Source organism: Falsiroseomonas sp. CW058 (assembly GCF_050563535.1).
In the GTDB taxonomy this organism is placed as follows: domain Bacteria; phylum Pseudomonadota; class Alphaproteobacteria; order Acetobacterales; family Acetobacteraceae; genus Falsiroseomonas.
Map to the genome: position 1 here is coordinate 88,004 of NZ_JBNXUO010000016.1, position 26,585 is coordinate 114,588.

Genomic DNA, 26,585 nt, shown 5'->3' on the forward strand with positions numbered 1-26,585 from the left:
CGAGGGGCGGGGAGGGTTTCCATCGCATATGGACGAGATCCCCATGGCCCGCTTCCGCACCCTCGACGACCTCGACCCGCGCGGACGGCGCGTGCTGCTGCGCGCCGACCTCAACGTGCCGGTGCGCGACGGGGCGATCACCGACCGCACCCGCATCGAACGCCTCTGCCCCACCATCCGCGAGCTGGCCGAGAAGGGTGCGCGCGTCGTCGTCTGCTCGCATTTCGACCGCCCCAAGGGCCGCCGCGTGCCGGAGATGTCGCTGAAGCCGATGGTGGAGGCGCTGTCGGCCGCCCTCGGCCGCCCCGTCGCCTGGGCCGATGACTGCATCGGGCCGGAGGCGGAAGCCGCAGTGGCGCGGCTGGCCGATGGCGATGTGCTGCTGCTCGAGAACACGCGCTACCATGCGGGCGAGGAGAAGAACGACCCCGCCCTGGCCGCGGGGCTCGCCAGGCTCGCGGATGCCTATGTCAACGACGCCTTCTCCGCCGCCCACCGCGCCCATGCCTCGACGGAAGGCGTGGCACGGCTGCTGCCGGCCCATGCCGGGCGGCTGATGGAGGCGGAGCTGAAGGCGCTCGACGCCGCCCTCGGCAACCCCGCCCGGCCGGTGGTCGCGATCGTCGGCGGCGCCAAGGTCTCCACCAAGCTCGACCTGCTCGGCAACCTCACCTCCAAGGTGAATGTGCTGGTGATCGGCGGCGCGATGGCCAACACCTTCCTCGCCGCGCAGGGCCACCCGATGGGCCGGTCCCTGCAGGAGGCGGAGATGCACGACACCGCCCGCGCCATCCTGGAGCAGGCGCAGAAGGTCGGCTGCGAGATCGTGCTTCCGGTGGACCTGGTCTGCGCGGCCGAGTTCAAGCCGCATCCCGACACCCGCACCGTCAACGTGGACCGCGTGCCGGAAGGGATGATGGCCCTCGATGTCGGGCCGGACACGGTGGCGATGGTCGAATCGCGGCTGCGCCAGGCCTCCACCCTTGTCTGGAACGGCCCCTTCGGCGCCTTCGAGACGCCGCCCTTCGATGCCGCGACCGTCGCCGTCGCGCAGTCCGTCGCGGCGATGACGGCCTCCGCCGGGCTGAAGTCGATCGCGGGCGGCGGCGACACGGTGGCGGCGCTACGCCATGCCGGGGTGGCGGAACGGATGACCTACGTCTCGACCGCCGGCGGCGCATTCCTGGAATGGCTGGAGGGCAAGACCCTGCCGGGCGTGGCGGCGCTGGAGGCGGCGGCATAGGAGGCGCGCCGGACGCGCGCCGCCATTCAGATTTCCGGAACAATTGTGGTGGTTGCCACCACAGGTTGCTTGAAGGTTAACGTGGCCCGGGCGCAAGCTGCGGCATGCGCCCGATCCGGCCCGTCACCGCCCCGCGTGAGCGATTCAGTAGCCGTTCAGATTTACGGCCTATGGTCGTCCGCATGATCAGCCTCAACTCGCTCGCCGCCTTCACGGCGGAGGTCTCGCGGGCCCAGGGCCCGGCCCAGGCGCGCGCCGCCTCCAGCGCGCCGCAGCCCGGCAACCCCACCGCGCCGGATCGCCGGCTGGATGCGCTGCCGCCGCCCCCCGCCGGCCCGATGCCGCGGGGCTCGCTGCTCGACCTCCGGGTCTGACGTGACGGCGCGGGCGGGATGCGCGGGCCGCAGGCCTTGCCCAGCCCGCCGCAAGCTCGTGATGCGAAGCGCCTTGCGGCGACGCCGCGCCCGCCCCACCCTGGGGCCATGTCCGCCTCCAGCCATTTCATCCGCCGCATCCCCGAAGGCGAGGATCGCGAGCGCCTGACCTGTGCCGAATGCGGCTACATCGCCTACGAGAATCCGAAGATCGTCACCGGCTCCGTCGTCTCCGTCGACGGCCGCATCCTGCTCTGCCGCCGCGCGATCAACCCGCGCGCGGGCTTCTGGACCATCCCCGCCGGCTACATGGAACTCGGCGAGACGGTGGAGGAAGCGGCCAAGCGGGAGGCGCGGGAGGAAGCCTGCGCCGAGCTCGCGCTCGACGGCATCCTCGCCGTCTACTCCATCGCGCGCATCGGCCAGGTGCAGGTGCTGTTCCGCGCCACCCTCGCCCGCCCCGGATTCGCGGCCGGCGCGGAAAGCCTGGAGGTGCGGCTGTTCTCCTGGGACGAAATCCCGTGGGAAGACCTCGCCTTCCCCTCGGTCCATTGGGTATTGAAGGCTTGGCGCGAGGCGGGCCAAGGTCCGCTCGGCGCGCCGCGCACCAACCCGCCGGAGGACCTGCGGGGCATCCGGCCATTGGCGGAGGGCGTCTGATGCGGGCCTTGCTGACGCTGCCGATTCTGCTGCTCGGCCTGGGGCCCGTCCCCGGCGCGGCCGCCCAGGACCGCCCTGTGGCGGCGAACCAGGCCCAGGGCGGCGGCGGCGGCGGCGCCCGCATCCCGCGCCTCCGCAAGACCACCACCGAGCCCTTCCAGCTCGGCGCCCCCGCCACGGCGCCGCGGGTGCGCAGCGACCTCGCCCCGGTGCCCAACCGCAGCATCGAGGCGCCGCGCGACCGCTTCAGCAGCTACCACAACCCGACGCTGGAGCCGATGCTGCTGCCGCCCGAACGCCGCCCCGGCGTGACCTTCGGGCGCGAGCACCTGCGCGAGACCGGGCCCGACCGCCCCTTCGACATGGTGGTGCCCGGCGCGCGGCTCAGGATACCGATCCAATAGGATCGGGCGGCTGCGTCCCCGCCCGGTCCACCCGCCAAACCGGGTCCGGCGCCTGCCACAGCGCGCGGTCGCGCAGCATCCGCGCGAGCCCCGCCGCCATCCCCTCGAAGATCGCCCTGCCCTTCTCGGCGGTCGCCGCCCGCGGGTCGCCGCGCACGCCCGTCACCGGCGCGCGTTCGGCGAAGGACCAGAAGCGCGTCGCCGCCGCGTCGCCGGCCGAGAAGCCGCCGGGGGAGATGGTGTTCGCGATCTCCGCCTGCCGCACCTGGCCGGGGGCGAGGTGCAGCCACAGGCTCGTCTCCGCCTCGCACGCATGCTGCATGCCGGGCTGTGCCGTCAGCGCCGCGCGCAGCCCCTCCGGGTCGAGCTTCGTGACGGTGGTGGTGACCACGGGGATGCCGAATTCATGCGCCATCTCGCGCGAGGCGACGGCCAGCGGCTCGATGTTGCCGCCATGCGAGTTCAGCAGGAACAGCCGCCGGAAGCCGTCCGCCAGGATGGACCGCGCGACGCAGCGCAGCACGCCCGCGAAGGTGGCGTAGTCCAGGCTGATCGTGCCGCCGAAGGGGAAGTGGTGTTCCGAAAGGCCGGTCCACATCGGCGGCAGCACCACGGCCGGGACATCGGCCGCGAGTTCCGCGCCGCGCACGGCGACGGCATGGCCGATGAAGCTGTCGGTCCAGACCGGCAGGTGCGGCCCGTGCTGTTCCAGGCTGCCGACCGGCAGCACCACCACGGCGTCGCGCGTCGCCAGGTCGCGCAGTTCCGGCGCGGTCAGGCGTTCCCAGCGGGTTTCCATCCCTCTCGTCTCCTCATGGCTGCGCCGAGGCTCGGCGCGGCACCGTCCGGCGTCAACCGCGCCGCCTTGCGGCGGGCGGCGCGGGTCGCGACACTGCGCGCCGCACACACGGGATTCGCGGGATGGATCTGGGGCTGAAGGGGCGCCGCGCGCTGGTGACGGGGGCGAGCCAGGGCATCGGCCGCGCGGTGGCGCGCGCGCTCGCGCTCGAAGGCGCGCGCGTGGCCGGCGCGGCGCGGCGGGCGGAGGATGTGGCGGCGCTGGCCGCCGCCGTCGCGGCCGAGGGCGGGGCGGAGATCGTCCCCCTCGCCGCCGACCTGATGGCCCCCGGCGCGCCGGTGGCGCTGGCCGCGGCGGCGGAAGCCGCGCTCGGTGGCGTGGACATCCTGGTCAATGCCGCGGGCGGCAGCCGGCCGCTGGCGTTCGACGCCCCGCGGGAGGCGTGGGACGAGGGGATGGAGCTGAACTTCCACCGCCTGCGCGAGCTGACCCATGCGCTGGTGCCCGGGATGCGCGCGCGCGGCTGGGGGCGCATCGTCAACTTCACCGGCACGTCGGAACCGCGGATCATCAACGCCGCCTTCGCCGCGAAGGCCGCGGTGCATGTCTGGTCCAAGGGGCTCTCGCGGGAGGTTGCGGCGGATGGCGTGACCATCAACTGCCTCCAGCCCGGCCGCATCCGCAGCGAGCAGATCGCGAGGCGCTACCCGACGCCGGAGGCGGAGCGTGAGTTCGCCGAGGCCGAGATCCCGGCGCTGCGCTTCGGCGAGCCCGGGGAGATCGCCGACCTTGCCGTCTTCCTCGCCAGCGCGCGCGCGGCCTATGTGACCGGCACCGTGATCCCGGTGGACGGGGGGATGAGCCGCTTTGCGTTCTGACCGCGCGCGCCGGGGACGGCGACGAGGACCGAAGAAGAAAAGACCGGGAGAGAGACCGCCATGCATCGCCGCACGTTGTTCGCCGCCCTCGCCGCGCCGGCGCTGTTCCCCGCCGCGGGGCGCGCGCAGGGGACCTGGCCCGACCGGCCGATCCGCTTCGTCGTGCCCTTTGCGCCCGGCGGCACCACGGACATCATGGCGCGCGTGCTCGCGCCCCGCATGACCGCGGGGCTCGGCGTCTCCGTCGTGGTGGAGAACCGCGGCGGCGCGGGCGGGACCGTCGGGCACGAGATCGTGGTGCGTGCGCCGGCCGATGGCTACACCATCATGCTCGGCCATATCGGCACGCTCGGCGTGAACCCGAGCCTCTATCCCCGGCTCTCCTTCGACCCGGTGGAGGGCGTGGCGCCGGTCTCGATGGTGGCGCTGGTGCCGAACATCCTGGCGGTGCATCCGCGCGTGCCGGCGCGCAACCTGCAGGAACTCCTGGCCATCGCGCGGCAGCGGCCGGGCGAGCTCACCTACGGCTCGGCCGGCAACGGCAGCGCGGCGCATATCGCGGCCGCCGCGCTCGGCCATGCGGCGGGGGTGGACTGGACGCATGTGCCCTATCGCGGCAGCGGGCCGATGGCGAACGACCTGGTGGCGGGGCAGATCGACTTCACCATGACCGGCGGGACGGTGGTGATGCCGCTGGTGCGCGACGGACGGCTGCGCGCGCTCGGCGTCTCCTCCGCGCAGCGGATGCGCGCGGCGCCCGAGATCCCGACCATCGCCGAACAGGGTGTGCCGGGGTTCGAGACGACGCAGTGGTACTGCGTGGTCACCACCGCCGGCGTGCCCGCGCCCGTCATCGCGCGGCTGAATGCGGAGGTCCGCCGCGCCATGACCGACGCCGAGGTGCAGGCGAGGCTTGCCGCGGAAGGCGCGGAGGCCGCGCCCGGCACGCCGGAGGAGCTCGGCCGCACCATCCGCGCCGAGGTGGCGCGCTGGGCCGATGTGGTGCGGCGGACGGGGATGCGGGCGGAGTGACCGCGCCCCACCCTCGCAGCGGGACCGCCTTGCGTTACGCTATCGCACCATCTGGACTGGAGAGTCCCATGCGCACCCCTGTCCTGTTCCTCGCGGCGATGCTGGCCGCTGGCGGCGCGGCAGCGGCGCCGGCCGTCCCGCCCCTGCCTGCCACGTCGGGCTTCGAGCAGGTGCGCAGCGGCAGCACACATGTCCGCGGGCATGTCACCCGGGGCGGAACCTATGTGCCGCCGCATGCGCGCACGGCGCCGAACCGCAGCCGGACGGACAACTGGTCGTCCCGCGGGAACATCAATCCCCGCACCGGGGAACGCGGGACGCAGAACCCCTTCGCGCTGCGCCGCTGAACGCCACGCGCCGCGTCAGCCCAGGCCCACCAGCCCGCGGGCGAAGTCCCGCGCGGTGAAGGGGCGCAGGTCGTCGGCCTTCTCGCCCACGCCCACCATGTGGACCGGCAGCCCGATCTCCTGCGCCAGCGCCACCACGACGCCGCCCTTGGCGCTGCCGTCGAGCTTCGTCACCGCGAGGCCGCTGACCTCCACCATCTCCTTGAAGATGCGGACCTGGCTGATCGCGTTCTGGCCGGTGGTGGCATCCAGCGTCAGCAGCACCGAATGCGGCGTCGCGGGGTCGAGCTTGCGGATCACGCGGATGATCTTCCGCAGCTCCTCCATCAGCGCGGCCTTGTTGTGCAGCCGCCCAGCGGTGTCGATCAGCAGCACGTCAATGCCCTCGGCCCGCGCCCGCGCCAGCGCGTCATGCGCGAGGCCCGCGGCATCGGCGCCCATCTTCGCGGGCGCCACCACCGGGCAGCCGGTGCGCTCGCCCCAGATCTGCAGCTGCTCCACCGCCGCGGCGCGGAAGGTATCGCCGGCGGCGAACATCACCTTCAGCCCCTGCCGGCGATACTGCTGGCCGAGCTTGGCGATGGTGGTGGTCTTGCCGGTGCCGTTCACGCCCACCACCAGCACGACATGCGGCGCGTGCCGCGGCTCGATCTCCATCGGGCGCGCGACGGGGGCCAGGATCTCCGCGACGGCGTCGGCCAGCGCGGCCTTCACCTCCTCGTCGGTGACCTCCTTGCCGAAGCGGGTGCGGCGGAAGCCCTCCACGATGCGGCGCGCGGCGGGCACGCCGAGATCGGCGGCGATCAGCGTCTCCTCCAGCTCCTCCAGCGCCTCATCGTCCAGGCGGCGCTTGCGGAAGACGGTGGTGATGGCGTCCGTCAGCCGCGCCGTCGAACGCGACAGCCCGGCCTTCAGGCGGGAGAACCAGCCTGTCTTCTGCTCGGGCTCGGGCGCGGGCTCGGGCTCGGGCGCCGGGGGGCGTTCGGGCGCGGGCGGCGGCTCGGGCTCGGTGCCGGCCAGCGCCTCCTCGACCGCCGCATGGTCGTCGGCCGGGCGCGTCTTGGGCAGGGCGGGCGGGGCTGGCGGTGCCGGGGGTGGCGCGGCGGGGGGCGGATCGTCGAAGGGCTCGGTCGGCGTCGCGAAGGGCGGCGGCGCATTCGGGTCCGGCAGGATCGGCAGCACCGGCGGCACCGGCACCACCCCGGGATCGACCACCGGCGCCGCGGGCTGCGGCTGCGAGGTGTCGCGGCCGCGCAGGCGGTCCCAGAGTCCCTTGAGCGCCATCGCTTCTACACCCGCTCCACGATCAGGCCGTCGTCATCCGCGCCAACGGCACGCATCCCGGCGAGTTCGCCCGCGCCGGGGCCGGGCCCGCGCAGCCGGACCGGCACGAACTGCTCCGTATGGCCCCGCCCGCCGCGTTCGACCAGCACCGATTCCACCCGGCCGAGCCGGCCGTCATAGAGCCGCCGGGCCGCGCGCCGCCCGGCCTCCCGCAGCCGCGCCGCCCTCTCCCGCCGCACCGCCACCGGCAGCGCGGGCATCCGGGCGGCCGCCGTGCCCGGCCGTTCGGAATAGGGGAAGACGTGCAGGAAGGAGAGGTCGCAGGCCTCCACCAGGTCCAGCAGCTGCGCCAGGTGGTCCTCCGTCTCGGTCGGAAAGCCGGCGATGAGGTCCGCGCCGAAGGCCATCTCCGGCCGCAGGGCGCGGGCGCGGCGGCAGAGCGCGAGGACATCGGCCCGCAGGTGCCGCCGCCGCATCCGCTTCAGCACCAGGTCGGCGCCATGCTGCACCGACAGGTGCAGGTGCGGCATCAGCCGCGGCTCCTCCGCGACCAGGCGCCACAGATCCTCGTCCATCCCGACGGGGTCGAGCGAGGACAGCCGCAACCGCGCCAGGCCGGGGACCGCCGCCAGCAGGCGCCGCGCCATCTGGCCCAGCCGCGGCGCGCCCGGCAGGTCCGCCCCGTAGCTCGCGATGTCGACGCCGGTCAGCACCACCTCGCGACAGCCGGCCTCGACCAGCGCGCGCGCGCGTTCCGCCACCAGCCCCATCGGCACGGAACGCGACGGGCCGCGGCCCTGGGGGATGACGCAGAAGGTGCAGCGGTGGTCGCAGCCATTCTGCACCGCGAGGAAGGCGCGCGTGCGGGCGGCGGCCGGGGCCGGCGCCGCCCCGCCGCCCCAGCTTGCCGGGTCCAGCTTCGCGGCATTCGGGATCACCCGCGCCACGCCGGGCAGAGATGCCCAGGCGGCGGGCGCGATTTCCGCCGCGCAGCCGGTCACCAGGATCGGGCGGCCGGGCTTCTCCCGCACCGCGCGGCGGATGGCCTGGCGGGCCTGCGCCTCGGCCTCCGCGGTGACGGCGCAGGTGTTCACAACCAGCACGTCCCGCGTCCCGGCCAGGGCGCGCATGCCCTCCGCCTCGGTCGCGTTCAGCCGGCAGCCGAAGCTGATGGCCTCCGCCGTCATCCGAAGGCCGAAAGGTCCAGCTCGCCATGGAAGGAGGTGGCGACCGGGCCGGTCATCAGCACGTGCCCGTCCTCCCGCCATTCCATCCCGAGCGGCCCGCCCGGCAGTTCCACCACGGCGCGGCGGCCGGTCAGGCCGCGGCGGGCGGCGTTGACGATGGTGGCGCAGGCGCCAGACCCGCAGGCCAGCGTCATGCCCGCCCCGCGTTCCCACATCACCAGGCGGATGCGGTCGGGCGCGAGGACCTGCGCGAAGCCGATATTGGCGCGGTCGGGGAACAGCGGGTCGCGTTCCAGCCGCGGCCCGATCTCCGCCACCGGGATCGCGTCGAGGTCCTCCACGAAGAAGGTCGCGTGCGGGTTGCCCATGGAGCAGGCGGCGGGGTCGGCGACGGGGCCGAGCGCGATGGGCAGGTGCAGCGTGTCCACCTCCCGCGCCAGCGGCACCTCCCGCCAGCCGGTGCGCGCCGGGCCCATGTCGGCGCGCCAGAGCCCGCCGGGCAGGCGTTCCACCGGCAGGTCGCCGGCGACCGTGCGGACCACCACGCGGTCGGCGCCGAGTTCGTCGGCGACGAGGGAGGCGATGCAGCGCGTGGCGTTGCCGCAGGCCCCGGCCTCGGACCCGTCGGGGTTGCGGATGCGCATGAAGACATTGGCACCCGGCCCCGGCGGCTCGAGCACGATGAACTGGTCGCAGCCGATGCCGAAATGCCGGTCGGAGACGCCCCGCGCGACGGCGGGCGTGACCGGCAGGGGATGGTCGCGGGCGTCGAGCACGACGAAGTCGTTCCCGAGGCCGTGCATCTTGCGGAAGGCGGTCATGGCGGTGGCGATATAGCGCCTGACCGGCGCGGGCGGAAACGCCGCCGCGGCGCCCGGCGCGGCGTCCGGCCTCCGCGGGAGGCGGAGTTTGCCGGGCGAAACCGGCGCAGGGAGGAACATTCTCGAAATCCCGCAGCACAATGAGTGGAATTTCTTTCCATTGCAGCGATTTCGGTGCCTCCGTAGAAAATTCGTCCAACACTCACCCCCGGGGGCACCGCATGTCGAAGGTCCATGTCATCCACGAGAACGACGCCTGGGTGGAGCCGCTGCGCGCGGCCTTCGACGCCGTCGGCACGCCCTATGAGGAGTGGTTCCTCGACACCGGCCTGCTCGACCTGACGCGGCCGCCGCCGGAAGGCGTCTTCTACAACCGGATGAGCGCCTCGTCGCACACGCGGGGCCACATCTACGCCCCCGAATATGCCGGCGCGGTGATCGAGATGCTGGAACGCCACGGCCGCAGCCTGGTGAACGGGCGCCGCGCGCTGCAGCTTGAGCTGTCCAAGGTGGCGCAGTACCAGGCGCTCGCCCTGCACGGCATCCCGACGCCGGCGACCATCGCCGTGGTGGGGCGGGAGAACATCCCCGACGCCGCGGCGAAGCTCGGCTATCCGGTGATCCTGAAGCACAACCGCGCCGGCAAGGGGCTTGGCGTGCAGCTGGTCCGCAGCGCGGCGGGGCTGGAGGAGGCGCTGGCGGCGCTGGCGGTGACCGCCGACCCCGAGGCGCATCCGCGCGACGGCATCTGGCTGGTGCAGCGCTATGTCGAGGCGCCGGAGCCCTTCATCACCCGCGCCGAATTCGTGGGCGGGCGCTTCCTCTACGCCGTGCGGGTCGACACCTCCGAGGGCTTCCGCCTCTGCCCCGCCGATGCCTGCGAGGGGGAGATCGGGGAGGTCTGCCCGGCGGTCGCGCCGGCGCAGAAGTTCCGCATCCTGGACGGCTTCACCCATCCGCTGCTGCACCGGATGGAAGCCTTCCTGCTGGCCAACGGCGTGGGCGTGGGCGCCATCGAGTTCATCACGGACCGGACGGGCGCGACCTTCGCCTACGACGTCAACACCAACACCAACTACAACGCCGAGGCCGAGCGCGCGGCCGGCCGCCGCGGGGCGCAGACCGGGATGGGCGCCATCGCCGCCCACCTGACCGCGCTGCTGCGGCGGGAAGGGCGGGCCGCGGCCTGACGCGGGCGGGGCGGGGCGGCGGCCGGGCTACCGGTTCGCCGCCTTGTGGGTGCCGACATTCTCGTGCCACTCCACCGGCATCCCGTCCCAGCTGGCGATCTGCTTCCCCGGCCATTTGCGGCGGGTGAAGACGCGGAAGCCCTCGGCCGTCGCCTCGACATAGCCGGTCTTGCCGTCCGTCAGGCGCAGGTGCCGGGCCAGCGCCTCGGCCTGTTCCTGCATGTAGCTGTCGCTCATCGGTCCGCTCCTGGCCGCGCATGGGCCGATGCGGGGCCCAACGCGGGGCAATGTGGGGCCGTTGCGCGGCCGGCGCCACCATCCGCGCGGGACGGGCGGCTTGCCATCGGGCGCGCCGGCCGCTACACACCCGCCCCTTGCCGCGCCGGGCTTCCTGGACATGCCCGGCCGGTTGCGTCCCCGCCGCATGGTGCGGCCCCCGGTCTCGTCGCCGGGGCGCAAGGTGGGACGGACTGACCCGAGGAGGGCCAAATGTCCAAGATGAAGACGAAGTCGAGCGCGAAGAAGCGCTTCCGACTGACCGCCAGCGGCCTGGTCAAGGCCGGCGCCGGCAACAAGCGCCACTGCCTGACCGCCAAGACCACCACCATGAAGCGCCAGAACCGCGGCATGTTCGTCCTCGACAAGCAGGACGGCGACACGGTGAAGCAGTGGCTTCCCTACGGTCTGAGCCGCTGAGCGAGGGGGTCTAGAACATGGCACGCGTCAAGCGGGGCGTCACGAAGCACGCCCGCCACAAGAAGGTCCTGAAGCTCGCCGAGGGCTATGTCGGCCGGTCGTCGACCGCCTATCGCCCCGCGCTGGAGCGGGTCGAGAAGGCGCTGCAATACGCCTACCGCGACCGCCGCAACAAGAAGCGCGAGTTCCGCGGCCTGTGGATCCAGCGGATCAACGCCGCGGTGCGCGAGCACGGCCTGACCTATTCCCGTTTCATGGCGGGCATCAAGGCGGCCAACATCGAGATCGACCGCAAGGTGCTGGCGGCGCTGGCCTTCGACGACGCGGCGGGCTTCGCCGCCATCGTCGAGAAGGCGAAGGGCGCCCTCCCCGCGCAGGCCTGAGCCCTTCCGGGCGCCGGCTCCATCGACCAGACGAGGGCCGCTCCCGCCAGGGGGCGGCCCTTTCCTTATCCGGGACAGAGCGGATCCATGAGTGACGACCTCGCGGCGCTGCGCGCCGAGACCGAAGCGGCCCTCGCCGCCGCGCCCGACCTGCGGGCGCTGGATGCGGTGCGGGTGGCCGTGCTCGGCAAGTCCGGCAGCCTCTCCGGCCTGCTGAAGGGCCTCGGCCAGGTGCCGGCGGAACACCGCAAGGAACGCGGCGCCGCGCTGAACCGCCTGAAGGGCGAGATCGAGGCGCTGCTGGACACCCGGCGCACCGCGCTCGACGCCGCGGCGCTGGACGCCCGCCTGCGGGCGGAGCGCGCCGACGTCTCCCTCCCGCCCCGCCCCTTCGCGCCCGGCACGGCGGCCGATGGCGGCATCCACCCGATCAGCCGCACGGTCGAGGAACTCACCGCCATCTTCGGCGCGATGGGCTTCAAGGTGGTCGAAGGCCCGGACATCGAGAGCGACTGGCACAATTTCGGCGCGCTCAACATCCCGGACCACCACCCGGCGCGGCAGGACCACGACACCTTCTACATGCCCGGCACCGACCCGGCCGGCCACCGGCGCGTGCTGCGGACCCAGACCAGCCCGCTGCAGATCCGCACCATGCTGGCCGAACCGCCGCCCATCCGCATCATCGCGCCCGGCCGCACCTACCGCGCCGACCACGACGCGACGCACAGCCCGATGTTCCACCAGGTGGAGGGGCTGGTGATCGACCGCGGCATCACGCTCGGCCACCTCAAGGGCTGCCTCATCGACTTCCTGCGCGCCTTCTTCGGCATTTCCGACCTGCCGGTGCGCTTCCGCTCCTCCTACTTCCCCTTCACCGAACCCTCGATGGAGGTGGATATCGGCTGGAACCGCAGGACGGGCGAGCTCGGCGGCGGCGGCGACTGGCTGGAGATCCTGGGCAGCGGCATGGTCCACCCGAAGGTGCTGGCCAATTGCGGCATCGACCCGCGGGAATGGCAGGGCTTCGCCTTCGGCATGGGGATCGAGCGCATCACCATGCTGAAGCACGGCATGCCGGACCTGCGCCCCTTCTACGAATGCGACCTGCGCTGGCTGCGCCACTACGCGGCGGACCCGCTGGCGCCCGCGTCGCTGCACGAAGGCATCTAGCATGCGCGCTGCACGGATCGGCACCGCCCTTCGCGGATGCGGCCGCAACGCAACCGCCGCCCACCCGATTCGGCACGACGCGCCTGGGAACATCGAAGAATGAAGTTCACCCTGTCCTGGCTGCGCGAGCATCTCGACACCGAGGCGCCGCTCGACCGCATCGCCGCCACCCTGTCCGCCATCGGCATCGAGGTGGAGGGCATCGAGGACCGCGCCGCGGCGCTGGCGGAATTCCGCATCGCCCGTGTGGTGGAAGCGGTGCAGCACCCGAATGCCGACCGGCTGCGCGCGCTGCGCGTGGATCTCGGCGACGGGCGCGAATACTCGGTGGTCTGCGGCGCGCCGAATGCCCGCACCGGCCTGGTCGGCGTCGCCGCCCTGCCCGGCGCCTTCATCCCCGGCACCGGCATCACGCTGAAGGTCGGCGAGATCCGCGGCGTGAAGTCCGAGGCCATGATGCTCTCCTTCCGGGAGATGGGGCTGGGCGAGGATCACACCGGCATCGTGGAACTGCCGCCGGATGCGCCGGTGGGCGCGCGCTACGTGGACCATGCCGGGCTCGGCGACCCGGTGATCGAGATCAAGGTCACGCCGAACCGCGGCGACGCGCTGAGCGTCCGCGGCATCGCGCGGGACCTGGCGGCGGCCGGCCTCGGCACGCTGAAGCCGTGGGAGGTCGCGCCCGTCGCGCCCGCCTATCCGTCGCCGCTGCAATGGCGCATCGAGGACCCGCGCGCCTGCACCCGGGTGCTGGGCCGCGCGGTGCGGGGCCTGAGGAACGGCCCCTCGCCGAAGTGGCTCCAGGACCGGCTGACGGCGATCGGGCTGCGGCCGATCAACGCGCTGGTGGACGTGACGAACTTCTTCACCTTCGCCGTCGGCCGCCCGCTGCACGTCTTCGATGTCGCGAAGGTCGTCGGCGGCACGCTGTCGATGCGGATGGCGAAGCCGGGCGAGGAACTCGCGGCGCTGAACGGCCGGACCTACGCGCTGACGGAGGAGGACGGCGTCATCGCCGATGCCGAACGCGTGGAGGCGCTGGGCGGCGTGATCGGCGGGGAGCATTCGGGCTGCGACGAGGGCACCACCGAATGCTTCATCGAATGCGCGCTGTTCGACCCCGTCCGCATCGCGCTGTCCGGCCGGCGGCACGACATCCGCACCGATGCGCGGTCCCGCTTCGAGCGCGGCGTCGATCCCTCCCTGCTGCCCAAGGCGCTGGACGCCGCGACGCGGATGATCCTCGACCTGTGCGGGGGCGAGGCGTCCGAGGTCTCGGCCGCCGGCGAGGAGCCGATGTGGCAGCGCCAGGCGACGCTGCGCTTCGCCCGGGTACGGGATCTCGGCGGACTCGACCTGCCGGCGGAGCAGGTGGTGGAACGCCTCAGCCGCCTCGGCTTCTGCCCCGTCGCGCAGGACGGGGCCTCGGTCACCGTCGCCGTGCCGCCCTGGCGCAACGATGTCGCGGCCGGCGGCGCGCGGGGCTATCCGGCGCCGGGCGTGCTGGCGCAGGACCCCTCCCTGCCCGGGGACCGCGCCCGGGCCGCCGCCGAGGGCTGCGCGGCGATCGAGCCGGAATGCGACCTGGTGGAGGAGGCGCTTCGCCTCGGCGGGCTGGATGCGGTGCCCGCCGTGTCGCTGCCCGTCGCCTCCGCCGTCCCGCGCCCGGCGCTGACGCCGAAGCAGGCCCGTGCGGCGCTGGCGCGGCGCGTGCTGGCCGCGCGCGGGATGCAGGACTGCGTGACCTACGGCTTCCTGTCGCGCGACCAGGCGGCGCTGTTCGGCGACACGCCGGCGGCGCTGCGGCTCGAGAACCCGATCGCCTCCGACCTCGACCAGATGCGCCCGACGCCGGTCGCATCGCTGGCCATGGCGGCGGCGCGCAACGCGGCGCGCGGCTTCGGCGACGTGGCGCTGGCCGAGATCGGCGGCGCCTATCGCGACCCCGCCGCCGGCAGCAGCCAGCTTGCCGTCGCGGCGGGCCTCCGCGCGGGGATGACCGCGCCGAACTGGGCGGCGCCGGCGCGGGCGGTGGACTGGCTTGACGCCAAGGGCGACGCGCTGGCGGTGCTCGCCGCGCTCGGCGTGCCGATGGCGGCGGTGCAGGTGGCGGCGGAGGCGCCGGGCTTCTACCATCCCGGCCGGTCCGGCGTGCTGCGCCAGGGGCCGAAGACCGTGCTGGCCACCTTCGGGGAGTTGCACCCGAGGACCCGCGCCGCGCTCGACCTCGCCGGCCCGGCGGTCGCCTTCGAGGTGTTCCTCGATGCGGTCGCCGAGCCGAAGAAGCGCAAGAAGGGCGCGCCGGACCTGCCGGCCTTCCAGCCGCTGCGCCGCGACTTCGCCTTCCTGGTGGATGAGGGCGTCGCCACAGAGGCGCTGCTGCGGGCCGCGCGCGGCGCCGACAAGGCGCTGGTCGCCGATGTCGCGCTGTTCGACCGCTATGCGGGCGACAGGCTGCCGGAGGGCAAGGTGAGCCTCGCGCTCCAGGTCACGCTGCAGCCGCGCGAGCGCACCCTGACCGATGCGGAGATCGAGGCCGCCGGCCAGAAGATCGTCGCGGCGGTCACGAAGGCGACCGGGGCGGTGTTGCGGGGGTAGCCGCGGGTCCTGCCCCGCCCGCCCATCGGGGCGGGGCGGCGGCCCCGTGCGCCGTCACGCCAGGCGCTTGCGGAGGAAGCTGCGCACCTGCCCTGGCGGGTAGTCCGTCAGGGCGCCGAATTCCTCGTAGCCCTGGGCGAGGTAGAAGGCCCTTGCCTGGAAGGTGTCGAGCCAGGCGGAGTGGCAGCCGCGCGCGCGGGCTTCCGCCTCCGCCCGGGCCAGCATGACGCGGCCGAGGCCCTGGCCGCGCCGATCCTCCGCCACCCAGACCGCCTCCACGAACATCCATTGCCAGGACAGCGTGGCGGCCAGGCCCGCCACCAGCACGCCCGCCGCGTCCTCCACCCTCAGCGCGAAGCGGCGGCGGTCCAGCGGGACGGTCCGGTCATGGAAGGCGAGGATCCCCTCCAGCAGCGCGGCGCGCAGCTCGGCCGGCGGCGCCTCGGTCAGGTCGAGGCGCAGGCCGGCGGGAAGCAAGGTGGTCTCGGCTGCCATGGTCCCGCCCCGTCTGGTGCCCCTGCCCGCCGCCATGATAGCGGAGGTTGCGCCGCGGCCGATGCCCGGCCCCGGACCCAAGCCCCCCATGTGCCTCGCCTGCCCGCCGCGCGCCATCACCCCCCGCCGGGCCGTGCTCGCAGCCGTCCTGCTCGCGCCCCCCGCCCTCGCGGCGCCGCCCTCGGTCGAGCCGCTGGTCGAGCCGCGGATGCGCCTGGCGCAGCGGCCGGCGGGGGAACTGCCCGTCGCCCTCACTCTCGATGCCTGCGGCGGCGGCTTCGACCCGCGCATCGCGCAGTTGCTGGTGGAGCTGCGCATCCCGGCGACGATCTTCGCGACCGAGCTCTGGCTGCGCCGCAACGCCGCGGCGCTGGCCCTGCTGGCGGCACATCCCGCGCTGTTCGGCATCGAGAACCATGGCGCGCAGCACATCCCCCCCGTGCTCGGCCACCGCAGCGTCTTCGGGCTGCAGGCCGCCGGCGACATCGAGGCGGTCCGGCGGGAGGTGCGGCAGGGCGCCGCCGCCATCGAGGCCGCGACCGGCACCGCCCCGCGCTGGTACCGCGGCGCCACCGCCTGCTACAGCGCCGCGGCGCTGCCGGAGATCGCGCGGATGGGCTTCGGCATCGCCGGCTATTCGCTGAACGGCGATGCCGGCGCGTCGCTGCCCGCCGCCGCCGCGGCGGCGCGGATCGCCTCCGCGCGGGCCGGCGACGTCATCCTCGCGCATGTCAACCACCCCGACCGGGCCGCCGGGGCCGGCGTGGCCGCGGGCCTGCGGGACCTGCACCGGCGCGGGGCGCGCTTCCTCCGGCTCGACCGGCTGGGGCCGGCGGACCTCGCCTATGCCGGAGCGGTGCCGGCCTGATCCGCGCCGGCCCCGGCCATCACCATACAGGGCACGCCGAAGCCGGGCGTCTCCTCGCGGCGAGAGATCCTAAACCACAAGGCTAACCATCGACCTTGCCCCGTCCGCAATCAGGCGCCACGCTCCGGCCCGGCGAAGGGGACGGGGGCGGCATGACCGGCGGGAATGGCGGCAAGCCGCGGCACCTGGCGGTGCTGTGCCTGGCGGTGGTGCTGTGCCTGTCGGTCTGGTTCGCGGGCACGGCAGCGGTGCCGGCGCTACTGGCGGAGGGGCTGGTCACGCCCGGACGCGCGGCCTGGCTGACGACGGCGGTGCAACTGGGCTTCGTCGCGGGCACCCTCGTCTCGGCGGTGCTGTCGCTGGCGGACCGGCGGGATCCGCGGCGGCTGTTCCTGGCCTGCGGGCTGCTGGCCGCGGCGGCGACGCTGGCACAGGTGCTGGTCCCGCCGTCGGGCGGCGCGGCGCTGGCGCTGCGCTTCGTCGCGGGGGCGGCGATGGCGGGGGTCTATCCGGTCGGCATGAAGCTGGCGGCAAGCTGGGCGCGCGGCGACCTCGGCCTGCTGATCGGCTTGCTGGTGGGGGCGGTCACGCTGGGCTCGGCGCTGCCGCATCTGGTGCCGGGGCTGCTGGGCGGCATCGGCTGGCAGGCCGCCTATCTCGGCGCGGGGGTGCTGGCGGTGGCCGGGGGGCTGCTGATCCTGGCCTTCCGGCCGGGTCCGTTGCTGGGCAGCCGGCCGCCTTTCCGGCCCGCGCAGGCGCTGGAGGCCTGGCGGAACCGTGGCCTTCGCCTCGCCAATCTCGGCTATCTCGGCCACATGTGGGAACTGTATGCCATGTGGGCCTGGGTGGGGCTGTTCCTGGCCGGCGTGCTGGGTGGCGCGGCCGGGCCCTGGGTCTTCGTGGTGGTGGCGTCGGGCAGCCTGGGCTGCGTGGCGGCGGGGCTGGTGGCGGACCGGTGGAACCGCGCCTCGGCCGCGGCCGCCTGCATGGTGGTCTCGGGCGGCTGCGCGCTGCTGGTCGGGCCGGCGGCCGCCTTCGGCCCGGCGGTGGTGCTGGGCCTCGCGCTGGTCTGGGGCTTCGCGGTGGTGGCGGATTCGGCGCAGTTCTCGGCCTGCGTCGTCACCCTCTCGCCACCCGACTACGTGGGAACCATGCTGACGGTGCAGACCAGCCTGGGCTTCCTGCTGACGGCGCTGACCATCGGCATCGTGCCGGGGGCGGTGGCGTGGCTGGGCTGGGACTGGGCCTTCGCCCTGCTGGCGCCGGGGCCGCTGCTGGGCGCCGTCGCGATGTGGCGGCTGCGCCCGCTGCTGCCCGCCCCGGCGCGCTGAACGCTTTCCCTTCCGCCCCGCAACCCCTATGTGAGCCTGGAATCCACGGGCCGATCATGACCGACGTACCCCTCGACCGCATCCGCAACTTCTCGATCATCGCGCATATCGACCATGGCAAGTCGACGCTGGCCGACCGGTTGATCCAGACCACCGGCACGGTGGCGCTGCGCGACATGAAGGAACAGCTCCTCGACAACATGGAGCTGGAGCGCGAGCGCGGCATCACCATCAAGGCGCAGACCGTCCGGCTGAGCTACCAGGCCAAGGACGGGCTGACCTACACGCTGAACCTCATGGACACGCCCGGCCATGTGGACTTCGCCTATGAGGTCAGCCGCAGCCTCGCTGCCTGCGAGGGGTCGCTGCTGGTCGTCGACGCCTCCCAGGGGGTCGAGGCGCAGACGCTGGCCAATGTCTACCAGGCGATCGACGCCAGCCACGAGATCGTGCCGGTCCTCAACAAGATCGACCTTCCCGCGGCCGAGCCCGACCGCGTGAAGCAGCAGATCGAGGACGTGATCGGCCTCGACGCCTCCGACGCGGTGATGATCAGCGCCAAGACGGGACTGAACATCGAAGGTGTGCTGGAGGCGATCGTGACCCGCCTGCCCGCGCCGAAGGGCGACGTGGCCGCCACCACCAAGGCGCTGCTGGTCGACAGCTGGTACGACGCCTATCTCGGCGTCGTCGTGCTGGTGCGCGTGAAGGACGGCGAGCTGCGGAAGGGCCAGCGCATCCGCATGATGTCGAACGGCTCGACCCACACGATCGAGCAGGTGGGCGTCTTCACGCCGAAGATGGTGCCGGTGGACCGGCTGAGCCCGGGCGAGATGGGCTTCGTCACCGCGGCCATCAAGACGGTGGCCGACACCAATGTCGGCGATACCATTACCGACGACCGCAACCCCGCGGCCGAGCCCCTGCCGGGCTTCAAGCCTTCCATCCCCGTCGTCTGGTGCGGGCTCTACCCCGTGGATGCGGACGACTTCGAGAAGCTGCGCGAATCGCTCGCCAAGCTCCGCCTGAACGACGCGAGCTTCCACTACGAGCCCGAGACGTCGGCCGCGCTGGGCTTCGGCTACCGCTGCGGCTTCCTCGGGCTGCTCCACCTGGAGATCATCCAGGAGAGGCTGTCGCGCGAATTCGACCTCGACCTGATCGCGACCGCGCCGTCCGTCGTCTACCGGATCCGCAAGACCAACGGCGAGGAGATGGAGCTGCACAACCCGGCCGACATGCCGGACGGCAGCGTGATCGACACCATCGACGAGCCCTGGATCAAGGCGACGATCATGGTGCCGGACGACTATCTCGGCCCGGTGCTGACGCTCTGCAACGAGCGCCGCGGGCGGCAGGTGGAGCTGACCTATGTCGGCAACCGCGCGATGGCGGTCTACCGCCTGCCGCTGAACGAGGTGGTGTTCGACTTCTACGACCGCCTGAAGTCGGTCAGCCGCGGCTATGCCAGCTTCGACTACCAGCAGGACGGCTACGAGGAAGGCGACCTCGTGAAGATCTCCATCCTGGTGAACGCGGAGCCGGTGGACGCGCTGTCCTTCATGGCCCACCGCTCCGCCGCCGATCGCCGCGGCCGGTCGATCTGCGAGAAGCTGAAGGAGCTGATCCCCCGCCAGCTGTTCAAGATCCCGATCCAGGCCGCGATCGGCAGCCGCGTCATCGCGCGGGAGACGATCAGCGCCCTGTCGAAGGACGTCACCGCCAAGTGCTACGGCGGCGACATCAGCCGCAAGCGCAAGCTCCTCGAGAAGCAGAAGGAGGGCAAGAAGCGCATGCGGCAGTTCGGCAAGGTGGAAATCCCGCAGAGCGCCTTCATCGCCGCGCTCAAGATGGACGCCTGAGAACAGCGGGCATCGCGCCCGCCGGCCCTCAGGCCGACTGGCGCGCCAGTTCCAGCGTGGCGTCCTCCGGCAGGTCCCGCCCCGCGGCGGGGCGCCCGCCTGCCATCGCACCAAGCACCCCGCGCAGCGCCGCGGCCATGGCGTCGGCATCTGGGAAGCGGTTGTCCCGGTGCTTCGCCAGCGCGGTGTCCACCACTGCGGCAAGGCCCGGCGGCAGCCCCGGCGCCAGTTCCGCCAGGGCGGGCGTGGGGCGGTTCACGATGGCATGGGTCAGGGCGAAGAAGTCGGAGGGCGGGCGGAAGGGGTGCCGTCCCGCCAGCAATTCGAACAGGATGACGCCGCTGGCCCAGATGTCGGCGCGCTTGTCCGCCTCCTCGCCACGCAGCTGTTCGGGCGACATGTAGGCGGGCGTGCCGGCCAGGGTGCCGACCTGCGTCAGGTCGCTCGCCGCGGTGCGGGCGATGCCGAAATCGACCAGCTTCGGCCTGCCCGGCCCCGGGCGTTCGTCGATCGCGAGGAGGATGTTGGCCGGCTTCACGTCGCGATGCACCACGCCGCGCGCATGGGCATGGGCCAGGCCGTCGAGCAGTTCCGCGACGAGGCCCACCGCCTCCTCCGCCGCGATGCCGCCGCGGCGCATCGCGGCCGCCAGCGGCTCGCCGATCACCAGTTCCATGACGATGTAGAACAGGTCGTCCTGCATCCCCGCGTCATGGACCGCGACGATGTTGCCGTGCGACAGGCGGCCGGCGACCTGTGCCTCGCGCGTCATGCGCGCGCGTTCCTCCTCCCCGACCGCGCCGCGCATCACCTTCACCGCGACCAGGCGGCCGAGCCGCCGGTCGATCGCCTCCGCCACCACGCCGGAGGCGCCGCGCCCGATGATTTCGCGCAGTTCGTAGCGGTCGGCGATCAGGTCGCGCATCGCAATCCCACCCCTGTGGCCGTCCTGGGCCGGTCCGCCCGCGTGCCGCCGGAAACCGGGCCGGTTGCACCGCGGCAGCCGCCGGCGCGTGCCCTGCCCTGCGCCAGGACCCGGTGCCCCGGCAGCCTAGGTGCCATCGCTTGCCGCGGGGTGAACGTGGCACGCCTGCGGTGGTCCGGCGGCAGCGGGCCCGATCGAATCGTCATTGGTGGTGCGAAAGGAACTGGATCGCCGGGGCGGGTTGACCTAGATCGGTCACACACCGGCGGGCCTGCCCGACACGGGCGGGCCCGCACCGGACACGATTGGGAGACGCTGTTCACATGATCCGTTTCGGCAAGCGCGCCCTGTTGGGCGCGGCCGCGGCCGCGGTCCTGGCCGCACCGCTCGCCGCGCCCGCCCTGGCGCAGGGCCAGTTCCCGACCCGCCCCATCACCATGATCATCCCCTTCGCCGCCGGCGGCCCGACCGACACGGTGGGCCGCCTGGTCGCGCAGGTGATGGGCCAGGACCTCGGCCAGACCGTGGTGGTGGAGAATGTCGGGGGCGCGGGCGGCACGCTCGGCGCGCAGCGCGTGGCGCAGGCGCGGCCGGACGGCTACACGGTGCTGCTGCACCACATCGGCATGGCCACCACGCCCAGCCTCTACCGGCGCCTGGCCTACGACCCCATCAACGGCTTCGAACCGCTCGGCCTGGTGACCGAGGTGCCGATGACGCTGGTGGCCCGGCGCAACTTCCCCGCGAACAACCTCCAGGAACTGGTGGCGGTGGTCCGGCGGGAACGCGACAAGCTGAACTACGCCAATGCCGGCATCGGCGCGGCGAGCCACCTGTGCGGCCTGCTGTTCATGAAGGCGGTGGATGCGCCGATGACCACGGTGCCCTATCGCGGCACCGGCCCCGCCATGAACGACCTGGTGGCGGGCACGGTGGACCTGATGTGCGACCAGACCACCAACACGACCGAGCAGATCCGCGCCGGCACCATCCGCGGCTTCGCCGCCACCACGCGGGAGCGGGTCGCCTCCCTCCCCGACCTGCCGACGGCGGCCGAGGCCGGGCTGCCCGGCTTCGAGGTCAGCGTGTGGCACGGGCTCTACGCGCCGCGGGCAACCCCCGCACCGGTGCTGGAGCGCCTGAACCGCGCCCTTGTCGCCGCCCTGCGGGACGAGAATCTCGGCCGCCGCTTCGCCGAGCTCGGCACCGCGCCGGTGCCGGTGGAGCGCGCGACCCCGGCGGTCCACCGCACCTTCTGGCAGGAGGACATCGCCAAGTGGCGTCCCCTGATCCAGGCGGCCGGCCAATACGCCGACTGACGTCCCCCACCCTCCCCCGCGGCCGCGGGGGAGGGTCCGCGCGGCGCCGGCGGCTCAGCGCCGGGTCACCGCCAGGTCCACCGCCCGGTCCCCCGGGTCCAATTCCGCCTCCAGCGCGTCCAGCATCGCGACGAAGCCGGCTTCCAGCACGGCCTTCCGCGCCTCCGGCAGCCAGCTTGCCCGCAGGCCCGCCAGGCTGAGCCGCCGCGCCTCCGCCACGCCCCAGCCGAGATCGGCGAAGACCGTCCGCCAGCCATGCCCCATGGTGGTGCCGAAGATCGCCGGGTCATCGGTGCAGAGCGAGATGTCGAGCCCGGCCTCGAACATCGCGCGGATGCGCTGCCGCCGCGGGGCACGGTTCCCCGGCAGGCCGGACCAGCTCGCCGCGGTGAAGTGGACGCCCTCGCGCACCGCGCGGGCCACCACCGCCGGGTCGGCCAGGATGTTGTAGCCGTGGTCCAGGCGGTCGCATCCCAGCGCGTCGCGGCAATGGCTGAAATGGGCGGGCGGCGCCTCGAACAGCGCCTGGTTGTCCTCGCAGACATGGGCGGTGCGGCGCAGCCCCGCGCGGCCGGCCTGCCGCCAGGCCTCCGCCCAGAGCAGCGGCGGCCCCGCGCGCTCCGCCCCGTCGAGGCCGATTCCGACCACCCTGTCGCGCGGGTGGGCGGCCATCCAGTCCAGCATCTGCAGCGCCTCGGACGGAAGGCAGACGCTGCGGTCGATGCACGCGATCAGGCGGGAGGAGACGCCGAAATCGCGCTCGGCCGCTTCCAGCCCCTCGATCAGCCCATCCACCATCTCGGGATACGCGATGCCGTTCGGGGCGTGGTAATGCGGGTTGAAGAAGATCTCCGCATGCCGGACGCCGCCATGGCGGTGCAGGTCCTCGATGCATTCATGCGCCGCGCGGCGGAAATCCTGCGGTGTGGCGAGCGCGAGCGCGGCGAGGCGCAGCGCATCGAGGAAATCGTAGAAGCTGGTGAAGCGGTACAGCTCCTCCGCCCGTTTCGGCAGCCGCAGCCCGTTCACCACCGCCAGTTCGTCCAGCGTCTCCGGCCGAATCGCACCGGCGATGTGCAGGTGGAGTTCCACCTTCGGCACGGCGTCGAGATAGTCGGAGAAGCTGAGCATCGGGCGGTCCGCGGCTGGTCCGGCCCGATACTGCCCGCCCGCGCCCCCCGCGCCCAGCCTCGGCCCGGTTGCCGCGCCGGCCGCGCAGGCAGGCTTGCCGCGCCCGCCCCGGCTGGCTAGAAGGCGGTCCCTGCGCTGGATGGGTGGCCGAGTGGTCGAAGGCGCACGCCTGGAAAGTGTGTAGACGTGAAAGCGTCTCGTGGGTTCGAATCCCACCCCATCCGCCAGTTCCCGTGCGAGTCCCTGCAGCGACGCCTTGCCGGCCAGCGACCAAGCGTGCAGCGCCGACTGTTCGGCCGACGGTTCGTCCTTTGTCGGGAAGGAGGCGCCCTCGCCGAGCAGGACGACAATGATGAGATAGGTCAGCAGACGCCGGTCGTATTCGTTGTCGGTCTCGCCGTACTGCTCCGGATCGCGGTTCACCCGCACCTGCCCGAGATGGAGCTGGTCACCGCGCCAGGTCGCTTCGACGTCGTAGATGAGAATGCCGGTCCAGCTACAGCGGAACAGCAAGCGGCCGCCCTCCATGCAGACGAACCACTTCTCCTCCATGACCATCGGGACCAGGCCACGAGCGATCATCCAGGAGTCGAAGGGGTTGGCCGCGCAGGTGATGACCTTCTCGGGCGACGTCACCGCCTGCCTGGCGCTGCCGAAGGTCGAGCTCGGGGCCTTCCCGACCATGCCCATCCTGCCAGTCGCGGGGAAGCCGGCGGCGGCGACACGCGCCTTGGATGGCGGCGCGATCATCGTGCCGGTCTCCAGTCCCGCGGCGCCGCATGTCGAGCGGCAGACGGCCGCGACCGCGGCCACGGGCTTCGTGCAGCACGTCAGCCTGGGCAGGCGCGACGGCTGAACCTACGCACCAGCACCAATCGGACCAGACAGCTGTTTGGCTGCGCGCCTCCTGGCTCGGCGGCCATCCCGCCCGGCGGACTTCGCTGACCGCAAGCCAGGACAGGGGCTCGGCCGCATCACTGGCTGGCCCAGACGATGCGGTGCATCCAGGCGAGTTCGGCGAGGTCGAAGGCGTAGTTGGGATGGGCGGGGTTCAGGCTGGCCAGTTCCACGCGGCGGGCGGACTGGCGCAGCAGTTCCTTCGCCATCACCTCCCCCTTGCGGGTGCGGACCACCACGCGGTCGCCGCGGCGGACGGGCGCGGCGGGGGACACGATGACGACGTCGCCGTCGCGGAAGACCGGCTCCATGCTCTCGCCGCTGATCTCGAGCGCATAGGCGTTGGGGTCCGGCACGTCGGGGACCGAGATCTCGTCCCAGCCGCCGCCGACCGGGTAGCCGCCATCGTCGAAGAACCCCTCGCCCCCCGCCTGGGCAAGGCCGATCAGCGGGATGCGCCGTCCCGTGGCGCCCCGCCCGCGGGAGAGTGCCGGCGCGCCGGAGATGAGGGAGGCGAAGGCCTCGACGCTTGCGCCCGTGGCGGTCAGCACCTTGGCGACACTCTCGGTCGAGGGCCAGCGCGCGCGGCCATCGGCGCCGGTGCGCTTCGAGGGGTTGAAGGCGGTGGGGTCGAGCCCCGCCCGACGCGCCAGGCCGGAGGCGGAGAGCCCATGCTCGGCGGCGAGCGCGTCGATCGCCCGCCAGACATCCTCGTGCCGCATCCCCGCATCCTTCATCCGAATCGCCCCTCAGGCCAGGGGCAACCGCGCTGGGCATCACATCCTAGGTTTCGAGTCGCGACGCAATAGGAACTATAACCTTGCAACCGGGAGTGGAAGGCGATAGATGCGGCTTGTTCCTGTTTCGTTCAGGAACGAGGAGGAAGGAGCCCCCCATGCCCATCGCCACACGCCGCGCCGCGCCGATCCTGGCCAGCATGGCCTCCGCCCAGCCCTTCGCCTCGGCCGAGGATGCCTGGTTCTGGACCATGGCCGCGCTGGCCGCCCGGCGCGACGGCGCGCGGCTTTCGGCGTCCCGCGGCGCGGTGCAGCGCAACTGCGAGCCCGACGATGTCGTGAAGTGCCTCGACCGCCTGTACCGGCAGCGCCGGATCGAGCTGTGCCACGCGCGCATCCTGCGCATCTGGGGCGAGCGCGGCTGCGGGCCGAGCGCGGTGATCCCCGCCGAGCGCGGCGACCTGCGGCTGTGGCGCGAGGCGATGGGCGCGCTCGATTTCCCGCTGCGGGCGAAGGGAATCGTCGCCGGCCCGCCGCGCGGGATGGAGTCGGCCGAGGAGGCGCGGGTGATCCGATTTCCGGGTGCGCGCGCGTGAGGCTGGCGCATCGGCGCGCGGTGGCCGAAGGCGCGGGCCAGCAGGTCTGGATCGCCTTCGGCGGCGTGGCGGACCAGCCCTGGCTGCGCCTGCTGCGCCCGGGCTTCCGCCACTGCTTCGCCGCGCTGTCGGACGAGACCGGCTGGACGGTGCTGGAGCCGCTGTCGGGCCGGCTGCTGGTGGCGCGGCTGCCGGTGCCGGCGGGCTTCGACCTGCCGCGATTCTATCGCCGCGCCGGGCTGGCCGTGCTTGGCCCCTTCGAGGCGGAAGATCCACGCCGGCGGGTGCTGCCGCCCCTGTTGCCGCTGACCTGCGTGGGGCTGTGCCGCGCGCTGCTCGGCCCGGGGGCGCCCTTCGCGCTGACGCCCTTCGGGCTGTTCCGGGCGCTGGGCGGGGTCGTGGCGGAATCTCGTGAATCTAGGAAATAATTCTTGACGGCGCGGGGCCGCCCCGCTACACAGGCCAGGCCACGGGGCGAGTTGCGTCCCGAGGCCGTCTCCCTTCCCGGTTCAACTCGAAGGCCCGCCCGGCTCCCGCCCGGCGGGCCTTCGCTTTTTCCGGCGCGCGGGGGCGTCCCCCCTCCCCCCAGTTCGAAGGACCTGCGCATGGGTGGCCTGTTCAAGGCGCCGAAGCCGGTGGTGGTCGAGCCGACGCCCGTGGAGACGCGGGTCGAGACGGTGGCCGAGACCGCCGCCAAGACCGAGGCCGTGGCCGAGGACGCGCAGCGCGCGACGCGCGTGAAGGCGGTGGAGCGCGCGCGCCGCGGGCTCGGCGGAACCATCGCCACCTCGCCCCGCGGCGTGCTGGACCCGCTGCCCGCCTTCGCCACCCGCAAGAGCCTGCTGGGGGAGTGAGCGGCATGACCCCGGAGGAGATCCTGGCGCGCCACGCGCGCGCCGCCGAACGGCGCCGGCCGCTCGAGCCCGTCTGGCAGGGCTGCTACGACCATGCGCTGCCCGCGCCGGGCGCCGCGCCGCTGTTCGACGCGACGGCGGCGGATGCGGCCGAACAGCTCGCCGCCTCGCTGCTGGCCGAACTCGCGCCGCCCTGGTCGCGCTGGTTCGGCCTGGCGCCGGCGCGGGTGGGCGGCGAGGCGGCGCCCGGCATGGCCGCCGCGCTCGAGGATGCGGCGGAGGTGCTGCAGGGGCATCTCGACCGGTCCAACTTCCCGCTCGAGCTGCACCAGGCCTTCCTCGACCTCGTCGTCGCGGGCACTGCGGTGCTGCTGGTGGAGGAGGCGCCGGCCGGCGAGCCTTCCGCGCTGCGCTTCCGCGCGGTGCCGCTGCGCGAGGCGGTGATGGAGGAAGGCGCGTCCGGGCGGCTCGACACCGTCTTCCGCGCCATGCGCCTGACGC

30 protein-coding genes and 1 tRNA gene are annotated in these 26,585 nt (G+C 73.3%); 22 read left to right on the plus strand and 9 right to left on the minus strand.

The window, feature by feature from the left end; translation table 11 throughout:
- Positions 1–43 precede the first annotated feature (43 nt).
- The 4 genes from ACK8OX_RS14395 (at position 44) to ACK8OX_RS14410 (ending at position 2,681) form a co-directional block, all read left to right on the plus strand.
- Positions 44–1,243 carry a phosphoglycerate kinase gene (locus ACK8OX_RS14395; protein WP_430664877.1) on the plus strand — a complete coding sequence of 400 codons (1,200 nt, stop codon included), beginning with the start codon at positions 44–46 and terminating at the stop codon, positions 1,241–1,243.
- A 182-nt stretch (positions 1,244–1,425) separates the two neighbouring features.
- On the plus strand, positions 1,426–1,617 hold the full coding sequence (locus ACK8OX_RS14400; protein ID WP_430664844.1) for a hypothetical protein: 192 nt from the start codon (positions 1,426–1,428) through the stop codon (positions 1,615–1,617).
- Positions 1,618–1,725: 108 nt separating this feature from the next.
- On the plus strand, positions 1,726–2,277 hold the full coding sequence (locus ACK8OX_RS14405; RefSeq protein WP_430664845.1) for an NUDIX domain-containing protein: 552 nt from the start codon (positions 1,726–1,728) through the stop codon (positions 2,275–2,277).
- Entirely contained in the window at positions 2,277–2,681 is a 405-nt protein-coding gene (locus ACK8OX_RS14410; RefSeq protein ID WP_430664846.1) for a hypothetical protein, read from the plus strand. Before ACK8OX_RS14405 ends, ACK8OX_RS14410 begins: the two co-directional genes overlap by 1 nt.
- On the opposite strand, the gene ACK8OX_RS14415 is transcribed toward ACK8OX_RS14410, so the two are convergent.
- Positions 2,662–3,480, minus strand: coding sequence for a creatininase family protein (locus ACK8OX_RS14415; protein WP_430664847.1), 819 nt, complete (start codon positions 3,478–3,480; stop codon positions 2,662–2,664). The two genes, ACK8OX_RS14410 and ACK8OX_RS14415, sit on opposite strands and share 20 nt — an antisense overlap.
- A gap of 122 nt (positions 3,481–3,602) precedes the next feature.
- On the opposite strand from ACK8OX_RS14415, the gene ACK8OX_RS14420 reads away from it, so the two are divergent.
- From ACK8OX_RS14420 to ACK8OX_RS14430, 3 genes are all read left to right on the plus strand, one after another.
- On the plus strand, positions 3,603–4,358 hold the full coding sequence (locus ACK8OX_RS14420) for an SDR family oxidoreductase (RefSeq protein WP_430664848.1): 756 nt from the start codon (positions 3,603–3,605) through the stop codon (positions 4,356–4,358).
- A 60-nt stretch (positions 4,359–4,418) separates the two neighbouring features.
- Complete coding sequence (locus ACK8OX_RS14425) at positions 4,419–5,390, plus strand: Bug family tripartite tricarboxylate transporter substrate binding protein (RefSeq protein ID WP_430664849.1); 972 nt, start codon at positions 4,419–4,421, stop codon at positions 5,388–5,390.
- A gap of 68 nt (positions 5,391–5,458) precedes the next feature.
- On the plus strand, positions 5,459–5,737 hold the full coding sequence (locus tag ACK8OX_RS14430; RefSeq protein WP_430664850.1) for a hypothetical protein: 279 nt from the start codon (positions 5,459–5,461) through the stop codon (positions 5,735–5,737).
- 15 nt (positions 5,738–5,752) lie between these two features.
- On the opposite strand, the gene ftsY is transcribed toward ACK8OX_RS14430, so the two are convergent.
- The 3 genes from ftsY to dapF form a co-directional block, all read right to left on the minus strand.
- Positions 5,753–6,652: a signal recognition particle-docking protein FtsY gene (gene ftsY / locus ACK8OX_RS14435; protein ID WP_430664878.1), complete on the minus strand. Its 900-nt coding sequence runs from the start codon at positions 6,650–6,652 to the stop codon at positions 5,753–5,755.
- A gap of 374 nt (positions 6,653–7,026) precedes the next feature.
- Entirely contained in the window at positions 7,027–8,208 is a 1,182-nt protein-coding gene (locus tag ACK8OX_RS14440; RefSeq protein WP_430664851.1) for a MiaB/RimO family radical SAM methylthiotransferase, read from the minus strand.
- Positions 8,205–9,029 carry a diaminopimelate epimerase gene (dapF, locus tag ACK8OX_RS14445; RefSeq protein ID WP_430664852.1) on the minus strand — a complete coding sequence of 275 codons (825 nt, stop codon included), beginning with the start codon at positions 9,027–9,029 and terminating at the stop codon, positions 8,205–8,207. Before dapF ends, ACK8OX_RS14440 begins: the two co-directional genes overlap by 4 nt.
- 221 nt (positions 9,030–9,250) lie before the next feature.
- On the opposite strand from dapF, the gene ACK8OX_RS14450 reads away from it, so the two are divergent.
- Entirely contained in the window at positions 9,251–10,219 is a 969-nt protein-coding gene (locus ACK8OX_RS14450) for an ATP-grasp domain-containing protein (protein ID WP_430664853.1), read from the plus strand.
- Between the two features lie 27 nt (positions 10,220–10,246).
- Here ACK8OX_RS14450 and ACK8OX_RS14455 read toward each other — a convergent pair whose 3' ends face one another.
- Complete coding sequence (locus ACK8OX_RS14455) at positions 10,247–10,456, minus strand: hypothetical protein (protein ID WP_430664854.1); 210 nt, start codon at positions 10,454–10,456, stop codon at positions 10,247–10,249.
- Between the two features lie 252 nt (positions 10,457–10,708).
- Here ACK8OX_RS14455 and rpmI point away from each other — a divergent pair, with 252 nt between their 5' ends.
- From rpmI to pheT, 4 genes are all read left to right on the plus strand, one after another.
- Positions 10,709–10,915, plus strand: coding sequence for a 50S ribosomal protein L35 (rpmI, locus tag ACK8OX_RS14460; protein WP_430664855.1), 207 nt, complete (start codon positions 10,709–10,711; stop codon positions 10,913–10,915).
- A gap of 17 nt (positions 10,916–10,932) precedes the next feature.
- Positions 10,933–11,298: a 50S ribosomal protein L20 gene (gene rplT / locus ACK8OX_RS14465; RefSeq protein ID WP_430664856.1), complete on the plus strand. Its 366-nt coding sequence runs from the start codon at positions 10,933–10,935 to the stop codon at positions 11,296–11,298.
- Between the two features lie 87 nt (positions 11,299–11,385).
- Entirely contained in the window at positions 11,386–12,471 is a 1,086-nt protein-coding gene (gene pheS / locus ACK8OX_RS14470; RefSeq protein WP_430664857.1) for a phenylalanine--tRNA ligase subunit alpha, read from the plus strand.
- Positions 12,472–12,570: 99 nt separating this feature from the next.
- Positions 12,571–15,069: a phenylalanine--tRNA ligase subunit beta gene (gene pheT / locus ACK8OX_RS14475; RefSeq protein WP_430664858.1), complete on the plus strand. Its 2,499-nt coding sequence runs from the start codon at positions 12,571–12,573 to the stop codon at positions 15,067–15,069.
- A gap of 54 nt (positions 15,070–15,123) precedes the next feature.
- Here the strand turns inward: pheT and ACK8OX_RS14480 are convergent, their stop codons facing one another.
- The gene (locus ACK8OX_RS14480; RefSeq protein ID WP_430664859.1) at positions 15,124–15,564 is read right to left on the minus strand and encodes a GNAT family N-acetyltransferase; all 441 of its coding nucleotides are present in this window, start codon (positions 15,562–15,564) and stop codon (positions 15,124–15,126) included.
- 133 nt (positions 15,565–15,697) lie between these two features.
- Here ACK8OX_RS14480 and ACK8OX_RS14485 point away from each other — a divergent pair, with 133 nt between their 5' ends.
- The 3 genes from ACK8OX_RS14485 (at position 15,698) to lepA (ending at position 19,625) form a co-directional block, all read left to right on the plus strand.
- On the plus strand, positions 15,698–16,432 hold the full coding sequence (locus ACK8OX_RS14485; RefSeq protein ID WP_430664860.1) for a polysaccharide deacetylase family protein: 735 nt from the start codon (positions 15,698–15,700) through the stop codon (positions 16,430–16,432).
- Positions 16,433–16,584: 152 nt separating this feature from the next.
- Positions 16,585–17,763 (plus strand): MFS transporter, encoded by a 1,179-nt coding sequence (locus ACK8OX_RS14490; protein WP_430664862.1) that lies wholly within the window; start codon positions 16,585–16,587, stop codon positions 17,761–17,763.
- Positions 17,764–17,819: 56 nt separating this feature from the next.
- Positions 17,820–19,625, plus strand: a complete 1,806-nt coding sequence (lepA, locus tag ACK8OX_RS14495) for a translation elongation factor 4 (RefSeq protein ID WP_430664864.1) — start codon at positions 17,820–17,822, stop codon at positions 19,623–19,625.
- Between the two features lie 28 nt (positions 19,626–19,653).
- Here the strand turns inward: lepA and ACK8OX_RS14500 are convergent, their stop codons facing one another.
- Positions 19,654–20,550, minus strand: a complete 897-nt coding sequence (locus tag ACK8OX_RS14500; RefSeq protein ID WP_430664865.1) for a serine/threonine-protein kinase — start codon at positions 20,548–20,550, stop codon at positions 19,654–19,656.
- 323 nt (positions 20,551–20,873) lie between these two features.
- Between ACK8OX_RS14500 and ACK8OX_RS14505 the strand changes: the two genes are divergently transcribed.
- Positions 20,874–21,869 (plus strand): tripartite tricarboxylate transporter substrate binding protein BugD, encoded by a 996-nt coding sequence (locus ACK8OX_RS14505; protein WP_430664866.1) that lies wholly within the window; start codon positions 20,874–20,876, stop codon positions 21,867–21,869.
- Between the two features lie 54 nt (positions 21,870–21,923).
- On the opposite strand, the gene add is transcribed toward ACK8OX_RS14505, so the two are convergent.
- Entirely contained in the window at positions 21,924–23,000 is a 1,077-nt protein-coding gene (gene add / locus ACK8OX_RS14510; protein WP_430664867.1) for an adenosine deaminase, read from the minus strand.
- A gap of 137 nt (positions 23,001–23,137) precedes the next feature.
- Between add and ACK8OX_RS14515 the strand changes: the two genes are divergently transcribed.
- Both ACK8OX_RS14515 and ACK8OX_RS14520 read left to right on the plus strand, forming a co-directional pair.
- Positions 23,138–23,227: transfer RNA gene (locus ACK8OX_RS14515), tRNA-Ser, on the plus strand.
- 299 nt (positions 23,228–23,526) lie between these two features.
- Complete coding sequence (locus tag ACK8OX_RS14520; RefSeq protein ID WP_430664868.1) at positions 23,527–23,856, plus strand: hypothetical protein; 330 nt, start codon at positions 23,527–23,529, stop codon at positions 23,854–23,856.
- A 118-nt stretch (positions 23,857–23,974) separates the two neighbouring features.
- Here the strand turns inward: ACK8OX_RS14520 and ACK8OX_RS14525 are convergent, their stop codons facing one another.
- Complete coding sequence (locus tag ACK8OX_RS14525) at positions 23,975–24,619, minus strand: S24 family peptidase (protein ID WP_430664869.1); 645 nt, start codon at positions 24,617–24,619, stop codon at positions 23,975–23,977.
- A gap of 173 nt (positions 24,620–24,792) precedes the next feature.
- On the opposite strand from ACK8OX_RS14525, the gene ACK8OX_RS14530 reads away from it, so the two are divergent.
- The 4 genes from ACK8OX_RS14530 to ACK8OX_RS14545 all read left to right on the plus strand — a co-directional run.
- Entirely contained in the window at positions 24,793–25,230 is a 438-nt protein-coding gene (locus ACK8OX_RS14530) for a hypothetical protein (RefSeq protein WP_430664870.1), read from the plus strand.
- Positions 25,227–25,658 carry a hypothetical protein gene (locus ACK8OX_RS14535; protein ID WP_430664871.1) on the plus strand — a complete coding sequence of 144 codons (432 nt, stop codon included), beginning with the start codon at positions 25,227–25,229 and terminating at the stop codon, positions 25,656–25,658. Before ACK8OX_RS14530 ends, ACK8OX_RS14535 begins: the two co-directional genes overlap by 4 nt.
- A gap of 177 nt (positions 25,659–25,835) precedes the next feature.
- Positions 25,836–26,084, plus strand: coding sequence for a hypothetical protein (locus tag ACK8OX_RS14540; RefSeq protein ID WP_430664872.1), 249 nt, complete (start codon positions 25,836–25,838; stop codon positions 26,082–26,084).
- Between the two features lie 5 nt (positions 26,085–26,089).
- Positions 26,090–26,585 (plus strand): portal protein (locus ACK8OX_RS14545; RefSeq protein ID WP_430664879.1); only part of this gene is annotated, 496 nt, incomplete at its 3' end.